Here is a 16,524-nt window from a genome sequence, read left to right as displayed (position 1 = left end):
CTTTCATCTGCATCATGTTGTCTGACACCAATTTTTTATAAACGTATTTTATCATCAAAACCCATTCTCATCAAAACGGATTTTACTTTTTCTGAAGAAGTACGGTTGCTTGAGAGGCAATTCCTTCGCCTCTTCCTGTAAATCCAAGTTTCTCTGTTGTTGTTGCTTTGACATTCACCTGTGTGACATCTGCCTCAAGGGCTTCTGCGATTTTCTCACACATTGGCTGAATGTATGGTGCCATCTTTGGCTTTTGCGCCATGATCGTGCAATCGATATTCACCAGTGTATAGCCTTTTTCTTTTACAAGTGCCCACACGTGTTGAAGTAATTTAAAAGAGTCTGCATCTTTAAACTCCGGATCCGTGTCTGGGAAATGTCTGCCGATATCTCCTTCTGCAATCGCACCTAGGCAGGCATCCGCCACAGTATGAAGCAGTACATCCGCATCTGAATGCCCAAGTAGACCCTTTTCATAAGGGATCGTCACACCGCCAATAATAAGAGGTCTTCCCTCTGTTAATTGATGCACATCAAAACCTTGTCCTATTCTAAACATGTTCTAGTACCCTCTTTCCGCATCCATAATTGCCTTGGCAACCAATAAATCATCCGGTGTTGTCAGTTTAATATTGGTATAGTCTCCTTGGACAATATACACACTCTCACCGTGTAATTGTTCCACAAGACTGGCGTCATCTGTTCCAAGAAAGCCTGTCCGCTCCGCATGTTCATGCGCTTCTTTTAAAATAGAATGACGAAAAGCTTGTGGGGTCTGGACTGCCCACAAGCTCTGACGTTCAATGGTTTGTTCCACTTTGCCTTCTTGAACGCGTTTGATTGTGTCTTTCACTGGTACCGCTACGACTGCGGAGCCTTTTTCAATCGCTGCTTTAACGAGCAAGTCAATCTGTGTATGCTTAATAAAAGGCCTTGCGCCATCATGAACAAGCACGATGTCCGCATCTTGCACAGCCTTCAATCCTTCGTATACACTTTGCTGCCGTTCTTCACCGCCAGTGACAAGTGAAACAGGCGTTTGAAAAGCGTGTACCTTCAGTAGCCTTTCAAAGTCACGACGCTCTTCTTCATTGATCGCTAAGATCATGCGTCTGCATTGCGAATGAGCGTCAAACACCTTCAGTGTGTGGATGATGACCGGCATTCTTTTCAATTCAATAAAAAGTTTATTGCGGCCGGCCTTCATTCGCTTCCCCTGCCCCGCAGCCGGAATAACTACTTCATAATACATGTTCGTTCTCCCTTTAGAGCGCCTTCTCCAGAAGTTTTGGCTTCGCAAAAATCATTCTTCCAGCAGCAGTTTGCAGCACACTCGTGACGAGCACATCAATGTCTTTTCCAATATAATTGCGTCCTTCTTCGACCACAATCATCGTACCGTCATCTAAGTAAGCAACACCTTGGTTATGCTCTTTCCCATCTTTAATGACCTGTACCTTCATTTCTTCCCCAGGCAGCACAACCGGTTTGACTGCATTGGCTAGATCATTGATGTTTAACACTGCTACTTTTTGAAGTTCGCATACTTTATTTAAATTAAAATCATTTGTCACAACAACACCTGAAGTTAACTTAGCGAGTTTCACAAGCTTGCTGTCAACCTCTTGAATATCTTCAAAGTCACCTTCGTAAATTTCAACTTTAATATCCAGTTCTTTTTGGATACGATTTAAAATATCAAGACCTCTTCGGCCTCTATTTCTCTTTAATACATCAGAAGAGTCTGCAATATGCTGTAATTCCTCGAGTACAAATTGAGGAATGACCATCACACCTTCTAGGAATCCAGTTTGACAAATATCTGCGATTCTTCCATCAATGATAACACTTGTGTCTAAAATTTTCAGCTTTTTATCTTCTATTTCAGGTTCATCATCAGCTGCTCCTTTTTTCTTTGTGACCTTTGCAGATCGGGAGAACAGCCCCATCATTTCATCCTTCTTCTTAAACCCTACCTGAAATCCAAGGTATCCTAAAAAGAAAGCCAGGAAAATCGGAATAATGGTACCAAAAATATGATATGGGATATTGTTTAGCGGGATCACGTTTACAATAAGATATGCTAGAATAAGTCCAAATACTAAACCGAAACTTCCAGATATAAGATCAGGAAGAGGCGCCTTCAATAGAGAATCCTCGATCCATTTCACCCAATTAACCACATAGCCTGTGCACCATTTACCAATGATAAAGAACACAGCGGCTCCTATTAGTGCTGAAGAGTAAGCATTTGTTATGAAAGGTATGTCCTTCAAATTTAACAGCAGAAATAACTCTGGAATGATAAAAATCCCTACAACTGCACCGAAAATGATAAAAAACGCCTGAACGATTCTTTTTAACATACCTTCACCTCCTTTATTTTTCATCTGTCAATCCACCTTCATCTGACATTGATATATGCTTAAGTTTCCTATCATCATGAACAGAAAACAAAACCATCATTAATATACCCATATTCATCCATTTTTAACCGTATTTAAGAAAAATTTCTCTTTTTATAGCTGACGGTCGATATAATGTTTTTCTTGCAGTCTTTTTAATCCTTTTTTTATCTTTTTCGCTCTTACTTCTCCAATTCCTTCTACTTCATCCAAATCTTGTACATCTGCTTCCATAATTCGATCTAGCACACCAAATGCTTCGACCACGTTTTCAACGATTGGCATAGGCAGTCTAGGGATTTTATGAAGTAATCTGTATCCTCTAGTGTACACATATTCGTCAATATTTGTAGATGCTGGATAGCCGAGTAACTTGTACAAAATGGAATCATCTAAAAGTTCAAAGCTCGACATATCTTGGAGCTGTTTCAGCAGCACATATGGATCTTTGATCTTTTCTTTCACGTAATCTTTAATAAATAACGCCGCTTCCTGCTCCATATCTGTAATCAGCTCATTGACTTGCAGACGGATCAAGTGTCCTTCTGTCCCAAGCTCTTTGATATACATATTGATTTCATTTTTGATTCTAAGTACCATTTCATAACGATGTAGCACGGATAATACATCACCAAAGGTCACAAGCTCTTCAAATTCTAAGGCGCTTAACGCAGAAATGGCGTGATCTAAAATGGTTTTATATTTCTCAAGTGTTTGTATCGCTTGGTTGGCCTTCGTCAAAATAAAACCAATATCTTTCAACGTATATCGTCGATTCCCTTGGTATAAGGTAATGACGTTCCGACGTTCAGAAATGGCAATGATTAAGCAACCTGTCTGCTTTGCTACACGTTCAGCCGTTCGGTGTCTCATACCTGTTTCTGATGAATGAATGGTTGCATCCGGCATGAGCTGTGTATTCGCATACAAGATCTTTTGACCAGAGTCACTTAAAATAATCGCCCCATCCATCTTCGCCAATTCATATAAATGTGCTGGGGAGAAAGCAGAATTAATATGAAATCCTCCATCTACCACACTTTTCACTTTATCATTATAACCAACAACAATGAGCCCTCCAGTATTGGCTCTTAGGACGTTTTCAATCCCTGCCCGCAGGGGTGTCCCCGGTGCCACAAACTGGACAATATCTAAGAGATCGACTTCTCTCGCTCCTTTTTTCTCTTTTTCCATTTCTATGATCCCCCTAGTGAAATACGAAGTGCCTCTGCTACATTTTCTACACCGACTAACTCAATCCCTCTCGGTTTTTTCCATCCATCTATATTCGCCTGAGGAATAAACATTCGCTTAAATCCTAGTTTAGCAGCTTCCTGCACACGCTGTTCAATTCTTGATACTCTTCTGACTTCTCCCGTCAGACCCACTTCTCCTATAAAGCAATCTGCTTGATGCGGCGCTGCATCTTTAAAACTTGATGCAATACTAACGGCAATAGCCAAGTCTATCGCTGGTTCATCAAGTTTCACACCACCTGCGACCTTTAAGTAGGCATCTTGGTTTTGCAGTAGCAGCCCTACCCGTTTTTCTAAAACGGCCATAAGCAATGACACTCGGTTATGATCAAGGCCAGTAGCCATTCTCCGTGGATTCCCAAAGCTCGTCGGTGAAATAAGTGCTTGTATCTCCACTAGAACAGGTCTTGTTCCTTCCATTGAGGCAACAACACACGATCCAGATACACCTGCTGACCGCTCTTCTAAGAAGATTTCTGATGGGTTTAATACCTCTGTGAGCCCTTCCTCTCTCATTTCAAAAATTCCTAATTCATTCGTTGAACCAAAACGGTTTTTCACTGCCCGTAAAATACGAAACGTATGATGGCGCTCCCCTTCAAAATAAAGAACTGTATCTACCATATGCTCTAAAAGGCGCGGCCCAGCAATCGAGCCCTCCTTCGTCACGTGACCAACGATAAAAATAGGAATACCATTCGTCTTGGCAATTTTCATCAGCTGGGCAGTGCATTCCCTCACCTGAGAAACAGATCCAGGAGCTGACGTGATATCGCTTTGATAAACGGTTTGAATTGAATCGACCACAACAAAAGCGGGTTTCATCTCTTGTATAGCAGACGTTATATACTCCATATCGGTTTCAGCCAAAACATGTAAAGAGGCACTTTCAATACCGAGACGGTCCGCCCTAAGCTTCGTTTGTTTGATTGATTCCTCACCAGATATGTATAACACATTCTGATTTTGATCTGATAGCTGTGCTGAAACTTGTAATAATAGTGTGGACTTCCCAATCCCAGGATCACCGCCAATAAGAACGAGTGAACCTTTGACAATTCCACTTCCTAATACTCGGTTAAATTCTTCTAAATTCGTTTTAATTCGGGGTTCTTCGGATGTTTCAATTGCAGATATAGGTGAAGGTTTTTGAATGGTTTGAACAGAATGATTAAACGCACTTCGACGATTTGCCGGCTCTTTACGAACGACCTCTTCTGTCATACTGTTCCAAGTGCCGCAGCCGGGACATTTCCCCATCCATTTGGCTGACTCATAACCGCACGATTGGCATATAAATTTTGATTTTGACTTAGCCATAGATTGAAGAATACAACTCCTTATACTGGTCAGAAAATAAGTAAAGGGAGGCATCCAACTTTCTGGTATGCCTCACACTTTTTTCTTACTATATTAGTTCGTAGCAGCCGTTGCTTTTACGACAATTTCTCCATCTTCTACATCTAATACGATATGTTGGCCCTTTTCAATATTGCCTTTCAGCAATTCCTCAGAAAGTCGATCCTCGACGTGCTTTTGAATCGCTCTTCTTAACGGACGAGCACCATACTCAAGATCTACACCTTCGTCGGCAATCTTGGCTTTTGCTGCTTCCGTCAATTCAATTGAAAGGTCCTGCTCTTTTAGTCGTTTTGTCAATTGATCAGACATGAGAGACACAATCTCTTTTAGATGTTTCTTTTCGAGTGAGTGGAAGACAATGATTTCATCAATACGGTTGATGAACTCTGGTCTAAACGCACGTTTCAGCTCACCCATTACTTTGCCTTTCATATCTTTGTAATTTTGACTTTCATCCTGCACGTTAAAGCCAACATATTTATTGCGCTTCAGCTCACTAGCTCCAACGTTTGAAGTCATAATCAAAATCGTATTTCTAAAGTCAACAGTACGACCTTTAGAATCAGTGAGACGACCATCTTCTAACACTTGAAGTAAGATGTTAAACACATCAGGGTGCGCCTTTTCAATCTCATCTAGAAGCACGACAGAATACGGCTTTCTTCTCACTTTTTCAGTCAGCTGACCGCCCTCATCATAGCCCACATAGCCTGGAGGTGATCCAACAAGTCTTGAAGTCGAGTGTTTTTCCATGTACTCAGACATATCAATACGAATCATCGCTTCTTCATCACCGAAGATAGACTCGGCGAGTGCTCTTGCAAGCTCAGTCTTACCAACACCTGTTGGCCCTAAGAAAATAAAGGAGCCAATCGGACGTTTCGGATCTTTTAGTCCAGCACGGGCACGTCTTACAGCTTTTGCAACAGCAACAACTGCTTCATCCTGTCCAATGACGCGAGAGTGGAGCAATTGTTCCATGTTTAGAAGCTTATCTGTTTCTGTTTGAGCAATTTTTGAAACAGGTACTCCCGTCCAGCTAGAAACAACCATTGCGATATCATCCACAGAAACCTCTGAATTCTCTTGTCCCTGCTTTTCTTTCCAAGATTTCTTCGTCACTTCTACCTTTTCACGCAAACGTTGCTCCGTATCACGAAGAGAAGCGGCTTTTTCAAATTCTTGACTTTGAACAGCTGCATCCTTTTCCTTGCGTACTTCATCCAGCTTTTGCTCAAGTTCCTTTAGATTAGGCGGTGTTGTGAAAGAACGTAAGCGAACTTTTGAACCCGCCTCATCAATTAAGTCGATCGCCTTATCTGGAAGGAAACGATCGGAGATATAACGATCAGAAAGCTTTACCGCCGCCTCAATGGCTTCATCTGTAATAGACACACGGTGATGTGCTTCATAACGGTCTCTAAGCCCTCTTAAAATCTGAATACTTTCATCAACAGATGGCTGGTCCACTTGAATTGGCTGGAATCGACGTTCAAGTGCAGCATCTTTTTCAATATATTTACGGTACTCATCTAACGTTGTTGCCCCGATACATTGAAGCTCACCACGTGCTAAAGATGGTTTTAGAATATTAGAGGCATCAATCGCACCCTCTGCTCCACCTGCACCAATCAGTGTATGAAGCTCATCAATGAAGAGAATGATATTTCCAGCCTGACGGATTTCGTCCATGACTTTTTTCAAACGATCCTCGAATTCACCACGATATTTCGTTCCCGCTACAACGGTTCCCATATCAAGTGTCATGACTCGTTTATCACGCAGAATTTCAGGCACTTCGTTGTGAATAATTTGCTGTGCGAGGCCTTCTGCGATCGCTGTTTTACCAACACCAGGCTCACCAATCAAGACAGGGTTATTCTTTGTTCTTCTACTTAGGACCTCAATGACACGCTGAATTTCTTTGCTGCGGCCAATCACAGGGTCCAAGCTGTCCTCTTTCGCAATAGCCGTTAAGTCTCTTGCCAAGCTATCTAAAGTTGGTGTATTGGCATTGCTATTAGATCCTGCCGCAGATGCACCCGTTTCATTGCTGCCTAGAAGCTGCAATACTTGCTGGCGTGCTTTATTTAAGCTCACTCCGAGGTTATTTAAGACACGGGCAGCTACACCCTCTCCCTCACGAATAAGACCTAAAAGAATATGTTCTGTCCCTACATAGGAATGACCAAGCTTTCTCGCTTCATCCATAGAAAGCTCCGTAACCTTCTTCGCTCTAGGTGTGTAATGAGGAATAGCTTGAGACACCTCTTGCCCTCTTCCAATCAAGCTCTCGACTTCTTTTTGGATTTTATCTGAAACAAGGCCCAGTGCTTCTAATGCTTTTGCGGCGATGCCCTCACCTTCACGTACAAGACCAAGTAAAATATGCTCTGTACCGATGTTCTTATGGCCTAGGCGAATGGCTTCTTCTTGTGCAAGTGCTAATACCTTTTGAGCTCTTTCAGTGAATCTTCCAAACATCATATCGTTTCATCCTCCTGTCCATTCCTATGCATTTCTAAGCGCAGCCTTTCTCTGATAATTGCTGCTCGTTTTATATCTCTTTCATTTGGTTCCAAGGCTCCTCCTGAATATTGCTGAAGGAAGCCAGGCTGTGTCAAAATCATGAGTTCATTCAGTATATTACTTGAAAGCCCCTTAATGATACCTAAATCAATTCCAAGTCGCACATCTGACAAACACTTAGCCGTTTCCTTAGATTCAATCATGCGACAATTAGCCAAAATCCCCAAGGAACGGTACACTCTGTCTTCAAGTTCAATTTTAGACGTCTGATATAATGCCTTACGTGCAGATCGCTCTTGTTCAATGAGCTGCGCCGTCACACTATTCAAGTCATCTACAATATCTTCTTCTGATTGACCCAGTGTCATTTGATTTGAAATTTGAAAGATGTTCCCTATTGCTTCGCTACCCTCACCATAAATTCCTCTGACCACAAGACCTAATTGATTAATTGCAGGAATAATGCGATTCATTTGTCTTGTCAGGGCTAATGCTGGTAAGTGCATCATGACTGAAGCCCTAATACCTGTACCTACATTGGTCGGACAGCTCGTTAAGTATCCTCGCTTTTCAGAAAATGCATAATCCACTTGCTCTTCAATCCAGTCATCTATTTGGTTAGCTGCTTTTAGTGCATTAGCCAGCTGAAATCCTGGGAACAAGCATTGAATACGAATATGGTCTTCCTCATTCAGCATGACACTGATTTCTTCATTTTCTGAAAGCAAACAGCCGCCAAATCTTGATTCTGCTAAATTGGGGCTAATCAAGTGCTTTTCAACAAGTACCCTTTTAGCCAAAGGCTGCGTGTCATTCATTCGAATCAGAACAAAGTTTCCAATGTCCTTCACTTCCTGGCTCGCAAACTTTTGCTCGAATTGCTGAAGAACAGCTTCAGCCTCCTCTTGAGAAAACTGAGTTGGGAAACGAACATGCTCTAGATTGCGTGCCAGCCGAATACGACTGCTTAGAACAATGTCACTTTCTGGTCCTTTCTGTTTCATCCATTGACTTAATGCGTCTTGAATAAAATGCTGGAGCGACATGTCGTTAATCTCCCTCCCTCTGCTGAGATTGCTCATGCTCTAACGCACGAATTTGATCTCGAACTTCCGCTGCTTTTTCAAACTCTTCCTGTTCAATCAGCTGCTTCAGTTCTTGCTGCATTAACTCAAGTTTCCGGCGAACATGCAGACTGCCGGCAATCCGTTTAGGGACTTTTCCATTATGGACTGTATTTCCACTATGGACTTTCCTTAAAACAGGATTTAAATACTGATCAAAGGTTCGATAACATTCTGCACAGCCAAAACGGCCTGTTTTCCTGAATTGCTGAAAAGTTAAGCCACACTTAGGACATTGATCCACTTCTCTTGCCTCTTGAAAAATAGATGATCCTTTATTCGCACTTGTGGTAAAGCTAGGATCAATATTCAATAAGCCTGATAATAAGTTGTGAATCGAGAAACCTTGGTTTCCACTCATAGCATATGAATCACTGTTTTCTTTTGCACATTGTTCACATATGTGCATTTCTTGTTTTTCTCCATTTATTACTTTCGTAAAGTGAAAAGTGGCTGGTCTCTCATTGCATTCTTGACAAATCAATCTTTTCACCCGCTTTACTTTAATTTCAAAGCATTCAACATCGCTTTCATCATCCGAGCCCGCAGTTCATCTCGTTCAGGTAAATCAATGTGTAAAACAGAACGGTCCATGACACTAATCATCATCTTTGCTTCTCTTTCGGATAAAATGTTGTTCTCAACAAGACGCATAATGATATGATCAGATGCAGCCTGTGATAAACGATGATATATTTGGGAAATAATGTTGTTCAATAAATCGACTTCATCATTCATTTTGACTTTAATGATTCGGATATAGCCACCGCCGCCACGCTTACTTTCGACGATATAACCTCTTTCGCTCGTAAAGCGTGTATTGATAACATAGTTAATTTGTGAAGGTACGCATTGAAACTTATCTGCAATTTCATTGCGTTTAATTTCTAATATTTCTCGACCATTCTGATCCAAGACTTCCTTCAAATACTGCTCGATGATATCAGAAATATTTTGTGCCACTCCGCCTCCTCCTCCATTGACTTTGACTATATTTGACTTTAATCTTACTATAAATTTTTTCGATCGATTTTTCAAGATAATCGCTCAACTAACAATATTATTTCCACATTTATCTGGTGCCAAACGTCCCAAAAACACAAAAAAGACCAGTTCCGATTGGAACTGATCCTTTGAAAAGCTTGGCGGCGTCCTACTCTCACAGGGGGAAACCCCCAACTACCATCGGCGCTGAAGAGCTTAACTTCCGTGTTCGGTATGGGAACGGGTGTGACCTCTTCGCTATCGCCACCAAACCTGATGGAGAGAATGTTCTCTCAAAACTAGATAACAATGTTCATTTTTCACATTAGAATATAGGTTAAGTCCTCGATCTATTAGTATCTGTCAGCTCCACGTGTCACCACGCTTCCACCTCAGACCTATCAACCTGATCATCTTTCAGGGATCTTACTTCCTTGCGGAATGGGAAATCTCATCTTGAGGGGGGCTTCATGCTTAGATGCTTTCAGCACTTATCCCGTCCGCACATAGCTACCCAGCGATGCCCTTGGCAGAACAACTGGTACACCAGCGGTGCGTCCATCCCGGTCCTCTCGTACTAAGGACAGCTCCTCTCAAATTTCCTGCGCCCGCGACGGATAGGGACCGAACTGTCTCACGACGTTCTGAACCCAGCTCGCGTACCGCTTTAATGGGCGAACAGCCCAACCCTTGGGACCGACTACAGCCCCAGGATGCGATGAGCCGACATCGAGGTGCCAAACCTCCCCGTCGATGTGGACTCTTGGGGGAGATAAGCCTGTTATCCCCGGGGTAGCTTTTATCCGTTGAGCGATGGCCCTTCCATGCGGAACCACCGGATCACTAAGCCCGACTTTCGTCCCTGCTCGACTTGTAGGTCTCGCAGTCAAGCTCCCTTGTGCCTTTACACTCTGCGAATGATTTCCAACCATTCTGAGGGAACCTTTGGGCGCCTCCGTTACATTTTAGGAGGCGACCGCCCCAGTCAAACTGCCCACCTGACACTGTCTCCCTGCCCGATAAGGGCAGCGGGTTAGAAGGTCAATACAGCCAGGGTAGTATCCCACCGATGCCTCCACCGAAGCTAGCGCTCCGGTTTCCAAGGCTCCTACCTATCCTGTACAAGCTGTACCAACATTCAATATCAGGCTGCAGTAAAGCTCCACGGGGTCTTTCCGTCCTGTCGCGGGTAACCTGCATCTTCACAGGTACTATAATTTCACCGAGTCTCTCGTTGAGACAGTGCCCAGATCGTTGCGCCTTTCGTGCGGGTCGGAACTTACCCGACAAGGAATTTCGCTACCTTAGGACCGTTATAGTTACGGCCGCCGTTTACTGGGGCTTCAATTCGCACCTTCGCTTACGCTAAGCGCTCCTCTTAACCTTCCAGCACCGGGCAGGCGTCAGCCCCTATACTTCGCCTTACGGCTTCGCAGAGACCTGTGTTTTTGCTAAACAGTCGCCTGGGCCTATTCACTGCGGCTTCTCGGGGCTTTAACACCCTAAGAAGCACCCCTTCTCCCGAAGTTACGGGGTCATTTTGCCGAGTTCCTTAACGAGAGTTCTCTCGATCACCTTAGGATTCTCTCCTCGCCTACCTGTGTCGGTTTGCGGTACGGGCACCTCTCACCTCGCTAGAGGCTTTTCTTGGCAGTGTGGAATCAGGAACTTCGCTACTAAATTTCGCTCGCCATCACAGCTCAGCCTTCACGGGAAACGGATTTGCCTATTTCCCAGCCTAACTGCTTGGACGCGGATATCCAATACCGCGCTTACCCTATCCTCCTGCGTCCCCCCATTGCTCAAATGGTGAGGAGGTGGTACAGGAATATCAACCTGTTGTCCATCGCCTACGCCTTTCGGCCTCGGCTTAGGTCCCGACTAACCCTGAGCGGACGAGCCTTCCTCAGGAAACCTTAGGCATTCGGTGGACGGGATTCTCACCCGTCTTTCGCTACTCATACCGGCATTCTCACTTCTAAGCGCTCCACCAGTCCTTCCGGTCTGACTTCACTGCACTTAGAACGCTCTCCTACCACTGTTCGTAAGAACAGTCCGCAGCTTCGGTGATACGTTTAGCCCCGGTACATTTTCGGCGCAGAGTCACTCGACCAGTGAGCTATTACGCACTCTTTAAATGGTGGCTGCTTCTAAGCCAACATCCTGGTTGTCTAAGCAACTCCACATCCTTTTCCACTTAACGTATACTTTGGGACCTTAGCTGGCGGTCTGGGCTGTTTCCCTTTCGACTACGGATCTTATCACTCGCAGTCTGACTCCCAAGGATAAGTCATCGGCATTCGGAGTTTGACTGAATTCGGTAACCCGGTAGGGGCCCCTAGTCCAATCAGTGCTCTACCTCCGAGACTCTTACCTTGAGGCTAGCCCTAAAGCTATTTCGGAGAGAACCAGCTATCTCCAGGTTCGATTGGCATTTCACCCCTACCCACACCTCATCCCCGCACTTTTCAACGTGCGTGGGTTCGGGCCTCCATTCAGTGTTACCTGAACTTCACCCTGGACATGGGTAGATCACCTGGTTTCGGGTCTACGACCACGTACTCATGCGCCCTATTCAGACTCGCTTTCGCTGCGGCTCCGCATCTTCTGCTTAACCTTGCACGGGATCGTAACTCGCCGGTTCATTCTACAAAAGGCACGCCATCACCCGTTAACGGGCTCTGACTACTTGTAGGCACACGGTTTCAGGATCTATTTCACTCCCCTTCCGGGGTGCTTTTCACCTTTCCCTCACGGTACTGGTTCACTATCGGTCACTAGGGAGTATTTAGCCTTGGGAGATGGTCCTCCCGGATTCCGACGGAATTTCACGTGTTCCGCCGTACTCAGGATCCACTCTGGAGAGAACAACATTTCAGTTACAGGGCTGTTACCTTCTTTGGCGGGCCTTTCCAGACCTCTTCGCTTATATCGTTCCTTTGTAACTCCGTATAGAGTGTCCTACAACCCCAAGAGGCAAGCCTCTTGGTTTGGGCTGTTCCCGTTTCGCTCGCCGCTACTCAGGGAATCGCATTTGCTTTCTCTTCCTCCGGGTACTTAGATGTTTCAGTTCCCCGGGTATGCCTTCTCATACTCTATGTATTCAAGTATGGATACTACTCCATTACGAGCAGTGGGTTTCCCCATTCGGAAATCTCCGGATCAAAGCTTGCTTACAGCTCCCCGAAGCATATCGGTGTTCGTCCCGTCCTTCATCGGCTCCTAGTGCCAAGGCATCCACCGTGCGCCCTTTCTAACTTAACCATTTCTTACTTTAGAAAGAATCACTATGTGTGATGAACTTTGCATTGCATTCAATGTGAATGTATTACTTATTGTTATCTAGTTTTCAAAGAACAATCCTGTCTCGCTAGAGACATGTTTGAAGGAATGATCCTTCAAAACTAAACAAGACGAAAAACGTACGCTGCTCCATATATCCTTAGAAAGGAGGTGATCCAGCCGCACCTTCCGATACGGCTACCTTGTTACGACTTCACCCCAATCATCTGCCCCACCTTCGGCGGCTGGCTCCATAAAGGTTACCTCACCGACTTCGGGTGTTGCAAACTCTCGTGGTGTGACGGGCGGTGTGTACAAGGCCCGGGAACGTATTCACCGCGGCATGCTGATCCGCGATTACTAGCGATTCCAGCTTCACGCAGTCGAGTTGCAGACTGCGATCCGAACTGAGAACAGATTTGTGGGATTGGCTAAACCTTGCGGTCTCGCAGCCCTTTGTTCTGTCCATTGTAGCACGTGTGTAGCCCAGGTCATAAGGGGCATGATGATTTGACGTCATCCCCACCTTCCTCCGGTTTGTCACCGGCAGTCACCTTAGAGTGCCCAACTGAATGCTGGCAACTAAGATCAAGGGTTGCGCTCGTTGCGGGACTTAACCCAACATCTCACGACACGAGCTGACGACAACCATGCACCACCTGTCACTCTGTCCCCGAAGGGAAAGCCCTATCTCTAGGGTTGTCAGAGGATGTCAAGACCTGGTAAGGTTCTTCGCGTTGCTTCGAATTAAACCACATGCTCCACCGCTTGTGCGGGCCCCCGTCAATTCCTTTGAGTTTCAGTCTTGCGACCGTACTCCCCAGGCGGAGTGCTTAATGCGTTAGCTGCAGCACTAAGGGGCGGAAACCCCCTAACACTTAGCACTCATCGTTTACGGCGTGGACTACCAGGGTATCTAATCCTGTTCGCTCCCCACGCTTTCGCTCCTCAGCGTCAGTTACAGACCAGAGAGTCGCCTTCGCCACTGGTGTTCCTCCACATCTCTACGCATTTCACCGCTACACGTGGAATTCCACTCTCCTCTTCTGCACTCAAGTTTCCCAGTTTCCAATGACCCTCCCCGGTTGAGCCGGGGGCTTTCACATCAGACTTAAGAAACCGCCTGCGAGCCCTTTACGCCCAATAATTCCGGACAACGCTTGCCACCTACGTATTACCGCGGCTGCTGGCACGTAGTTAGCCGTGGCTTTCTGGTTAGGTACCGTCAAGGTGCAAGCAGTTACTCTTGCACTTGTTCTTCCCTAACAACAGAGCTTTACGATCCGAAAACCTTCATCACTCACGCGGCGTTGCTCCGTCAGACTTTCGTCCATTGCGGAAGATTCCCTACTGCTGCCTCCCGTAGGAGTCTGGGCCGTGTCTCAGTCCCAGTGTGGCCGATCACCCTCTCAGGTCGGCTACGCATCGTCGCCTTGGTGAGCCGTTACCTCACCAACTAGCTAATGCGCCGCGGGTCCATCTGTAAGTGACAGCCGAAACCGTCTTTCATCCTTGAACCATGCGGTTCAAGGAACTATCCGGTATTAGCTCCGGTTTCCCGGAGTTATCCCAGTCTTACAGGCAGGTTACCCACGTGTTACTCACCCGTCCGCCGCTAACATCCGGGAGCAAGCTCCCTTCTGTCCGCTCGACTTGCATGTATTAGGCACGCCGCCAGCGTTCGTCCTGAGCCAGGATCAAACTCTCCGAAAAAATACAAAACCGAAGTTTTGTTTTTCGTCAGCGTTTGACTGACTACCTATGATGTATCATAGGATTTTTTTATAAAAACTCGAATTAACAGGTACGTTTTGTCTTGTTTAGTTTTCAAAGATCATATTGGTGGAGCCTAGCGGGATCGAACCGCTGACCTCCTGCGTGCAAGGCAGGCGCTCTCCCAGCTGAGCTAAGGCCCCATAAAAGATGGTCGGGAAGACAGGATTCGAACCTGCGACCCCTTGGTCCCAAACCAAGTGCTCTACCAAGCTGAGCTACTTCCCGATCTTAATGGCGCGCCCGAGAGGAGTCGAACCCCTAACCTTTTGATCCGTAGTCAAACGCTCTATCCAATTGAGCTACGGGCGCTTATTTTATAATGCCGAGGGCCGGACTTGAACCGGCACGGTAGTCACCTACCGCAGGATTTTAAGTCCTGTGTGTCTGCCAATTCCACCACCCCGGCGTGGATGGTATAAGCGGAAGACGGGATTCGAACCCGCGACCCCCACCTTGGCAAGGTGGTGTTCTACCACTGAACTACTTCCGCATTACAGGATTTCTTTATGTTGTTTGGCAATGCGGGTGAAGGGACTTGAACCCCCACGTCATAAAGACACTAGATCCTAAGTCTAGCGCGTCTGCCAATTCCGCCACACCCGCATGAAAATGGTGAGCCATGAAGGACTCGAACCTTCGACCCTCTGATTAAAAGTCAGATGCTCTACCAACTGAGCTAATGGCTCGCTTTTAAAGCGACTTGTCTATCTTACCATATGAAAGTGGTGCCGGCAAGAGGACTTGAACCCCCAACCTACTGATTACAAGTCAGTTGCTCTACCAGTTGAGCTACACCGGCTTTATCTATCCTAACATTATGTAAGAATAAATATGGTGGAGGATGACGGGCTCGAACCGCCGACCCTCTGCTTGTAAGGCAGATGCTCTCCCAGCTGAGCTAATCCTCCATATCATGTCGTTTCGAATGCCTCTCGATCTGACAAATAGTATTATATAACGATAAGATATTGTTTGTAAAGACTTTTTTAAAATAATTTTTGAATTTATTTTAAAGCTATTTTTTCACATCTTTTCGTTAAGGCACCTAAAGAAGTTTACCACTTGTCTCTTCATTTTAAAAGTCTTTTTTTCATTTTTTTATGTTTTTTTGTTAAAAAGGGCATTAATAGCGCTTTTTCAATGTAAAAACAGCTCTTTTAAAGCTGAAAAATGTTTGTTTTATTCCTTAAATCCTCAGATAACGTGCATATAGAAACGAATTTTTTTATTATTTTATTTTTCCGAGAAACCATTTTGTATATTTGCTTTATATTAAATTGATCCTGGTCATTTTCCAAAAATTCGTCTCAGTGTTCCCCTGCCTCATCAAACATTGTGGTGCTTAACTCAAATCTTCCTCCCCTCTCTCATTAGCAAACCAAGATGCCCTTTGCTCTCTTATGTAGGTTTCAATGATCTAGCAGCAAGCGCAGTTCGCTACATATGGTTGCCAGAGGAGAAGACCCTTTTTAGACATGTTTACTCTTTCGATGTTGACTCTTAGCAAGATGAGCGAGCGACGAGGTTGGATGATAAGAATTTTATAGAATGTCTAGAATTCCAGTGAAGGGGATGAAATGAATGAGTTATTGAGAATGTAGTGAAAGACCACTATTTTCAATATAAATAGATATATCATTTATTAAAACACAAAAAAGACCAGTTCCGACTGGAACTGATCCTTTGAAAAGCTTGGCGGCGTCCTACTCTCACAGGGGGAAACCCCCAACTACCATCGGCGCTGAAGAGCTTAACTTCCGTGTTCGGTATGGGAACGGGTGTGACCTCTTCGCTATCGCCACCAAA

General features: G+C 45.0%; 9 protein-coding genes, 9 tRNA genes and 4 rRNA genes. All 22 read right to left on the bottom strand.

What is annotated here, in order from left to right; all coding sequences use genetic code 11:
• Positions 1-82: 82 nt before the first annotated feature.
• Positions 83-559 (bottom strand): 2-C-methyl-D-erythritol 2,4-cyclodiphosphate synthase, encoded by a 477-nt coding sequence (ispF, locus tag MHH31_RS00610; protein WP_007496273.1) that lies wholly within the window; start codon positions 557-559, stop codon positions 83-85.
• Positions 560-562: 3 nt separating this feature from the next.
• Positions 563-1,252: a 2-C-methyl-D-erythritol 4-phosphate cytidylyltransferase gene (gene ispD, locus MHH31_RS00605; RefSeq protein ID WP_008345432.1), complete on the bottom strand. Its 690-nt coding sequence runs from the start codon at positions 1,250-1,252 to the stop codon at positions 563-565.
• A 13-nt stretch (positions 1,253-1,265) separates the two neighbouring features.
• Positions 1,266-2,366 carry a PIN/TRAM domain-containing protein gene (locus tag MHH31_RS00600; RefSeq protein ID WP_047946821.1) on the bottom strand — a complete coding sequence of 367 codons (1,101 nt, stop codon included), beginning with the start codon at positions 2,364-2,366 and terminating at the stop codon, positions 1,266-1,268.
• Between the two features lie 153 nt (positions 2,367-2,519).
• Positions 2,520-3,599: a DNA integrity scanning diadenylate cyclase DisA gene (gene disA / locus MHH31_RS00595; protein ID WP_007496267.1), complete on the bottom strand. Its 1,080-nt coding sequence runs from the start codon at positions 3,597-3,599 to the stop codon at positions 2,520-2,522.
• Positions 3,600-3,601: 2 nt separating this feature from the next.
• Complete coding sequence (gene radA, locus MHH31_RS00590) at positions 3,602-4,981, bottom strand: DNA repair protein RadA (RefSeq protein ID WP_017359160.1); 1,380 nt, start codon at positions 4,979-4,981, stop codon at positions 3,602-3,604.
• Between the two features lie 93 nt (positions 4,982-5,074).
• A complete protein-coding gene (gene clpC / locus MHH31_RS00585) occupies positions 5,075-7,510 on the bottom strand; it encodes an ATP-dependent protease ATP-binding subunit ClpC (RefSeq protein ID WP_007496263.1) in 2,436 nt (811 codons plus the stop codon).
• On the bottom strand, positions 7,507-8,598 hold the full coding sequence (locus MHH31_RS00580) for a protein arginine kinase (protein ID WP_008345444.1): 1,092 nt from the start codon (positions 8,596-8,598) through the stop codon (positions 7,507-7,509). Before MHH31_RS00580 ends, clpC begins: the two co-directional genes overlap by 4 nt.
• Before the next feature lie 4 nt (positions 8,599-8,602).
• Positions 8,603-9,160 carry a UvrB/UvrC motif-containing protein gene (locus MHH31_RS00575; RefSeq protein WP_007496258.1) on the bottom strand — a complete coding sequence of 186 codons (558 nt, stop codon included), beginning with the start codon at positions 9,158-9,160 and terminating at the stop codon, positions 8,603-8,605.
• Between the two features lie 14 nt (positions 9,161-9,174).
• The gene (locus MHH31_RS00570; RefSeq protein WP_003217184.1) at positions 9,175-9,639 is read right to left on the bottom strand and encodes a CtsR family transcriptional regulator; all 465 of its coding nucleotides are present in this window, start codon (positions 9,637-9,639) and stop codon (positions 9,175-9,177) included.
• Positions 9,640-9,816: 177 nt separating this feature from the next.
• A 5S ribosomal RNA gene (gene rrf / locus MHH31_RS00565) occupies positions 9,817-9,932 on the bottom strand.
• A gap of 61 nt (positions 9,933-9,993) precedes the next feature.
• Positions 9,994-12,924 (bottom strand): 23S ribosomal RNA (locus MHH31_RS00560).
• Between the two features lie 182 nt (positions 12,925-13,106).
• A 16S ribosomal RNA gene (locus MHH31_RS00555) occupies positions 13,107-14,655 on the bottom strand.
• 127 nt (positions 14,656-14,782) lie between these two features.
• Positions 14,783-14,858 (bottom strand) — tRNA-Ala (locus MHH31_RS00550).
• An 8-nt stretch (positions 14,859-14,866) separates the two neighbouring features.
• Positions 14,867-14,943: transfer RNA gene (locus tag MHH31_RS00545), tRNA-Pro, on the bottom strand.
• A gap of 7 nt (positions 14,944-14,950) precedes the next feature.
• Positions 14,951-15,027 (bottom strand) — tRNA-Arg (locus MHH31_RS00540).
• An 11-nt stretch (positions 15,028-15,038) separates the two neighbouring features.
• Positions 15,039-15,124: transfer RNA gene (locus MHH31_RS00535), tRNA-Leu, on the bottom strand.
• A gap of 12 nt (positions 15,125-15,136) precedes the next feature.
• A tRNA-Gly gene (locus MHH31_RS00530) sits at positions 15,137-15,208 on the bottom strand.
• A 30-nt stretch (positions 15,209-15,238) separates the two neighbouring features.
• Positions 15,239-15,321: transfer RNA gene (locus tag MHH31_RS00525), tRNA-Leu, on the bottom strand.
• A 7-nt stretch (positions 15,322-15,328) separates the two neighbouring features.
• A tRNA-Lys gene (locus MHH31_RS00520) sits at positions 15,329-15,404 on the bottom strand.
• A 37-nt stretch (positions 15,405-15,441) separates the two neighbouring features.
• Positions 15,442-15,517 (bottom strand) — tRNA-Thr (locus MHH31_RS00515).
• A gap of 33 nt (positions 15,518-15,550) precedes the next feature.
• Positions 15,551-15,626: transfer RNA gene (locus MHH31_RS00510), tRNA-Val, on the bottom strand.
• 782 nt (positions 15,627-16,408) lie between these two features.
• Positions 16,409-16,524: ribosomal RNA gene (rrf, locus tag MHH31_RS00505) — 5S ribosomal RNA — on the bottom strand.
• Together the 16S, 23S and 5S rRNA genes with 9 tRNA genes alongside form the textbook arrangement of a ribosomal RNA operon.

The sequence above is a fragment of the Bacillus sp. FSL K6-1033 genome, from assembly GCF_038630765.1.
GTDB classification, from domain to species: domain Bacteria; phylum Bacillota; class Bacilli; order Bacillales; family Bacillaceae; genus Bacillus; species Bacillus altitudinis.
This window is presented reverse-complemented; position numbering and strand designations above follow the sequence as displayed.

Bases quoted from the DNA above. Each gene is read 5' to 3' on its own strand.
- ispF (WP_007496273.1), bottom strand. From the start codon at position 559: ATGTTTAGAATAGGACAAGGTTTTGATGTGCATCAATTAACAGAGGGA.
- ispD (WP_008345432.1), bottom strand. From the start codon at position 1,252: ATGTATTATGAAGTAGTTATTCCGGCTGCGGGGCAGGGGAAGCGAATG.
- MHH31_RS00600 (WP_047946821.1), bottom strand. From the start codon at position 2,366: ATGTTAAAAAGAATCGTTCAGGCGTTTTTTATCATTTTCGGTGCAGTT.
- disA (WP_007496267.1), bottom strand. From the start codon at position 3,599: ATGGAAAAAGAGAAAAAAGGAGCGAGAGAAGTCGATCTCTTAGATATT.
- radA (WP_017359160.1), bottom strand. From the start codon at position 4,981: ATGGCTAAGTCAAAATCAAAATTTATATGCCAATCGTGCGGTTATGAG.
- clpC (WP_007496263.1), bottom strand. From the start codon at position 7,510: ATGATGTTTGGAAGATTCACTGAAAGAGCTCAAAAGGTATTAGCACTT.
- MHH31_RS00580 (WP_008345444.1), bottom strand. From the start codon at position 8,598: ATGTCGCTCCAGCATTTTATTCAAGACGCATTAAGTCAATGGATGAAA.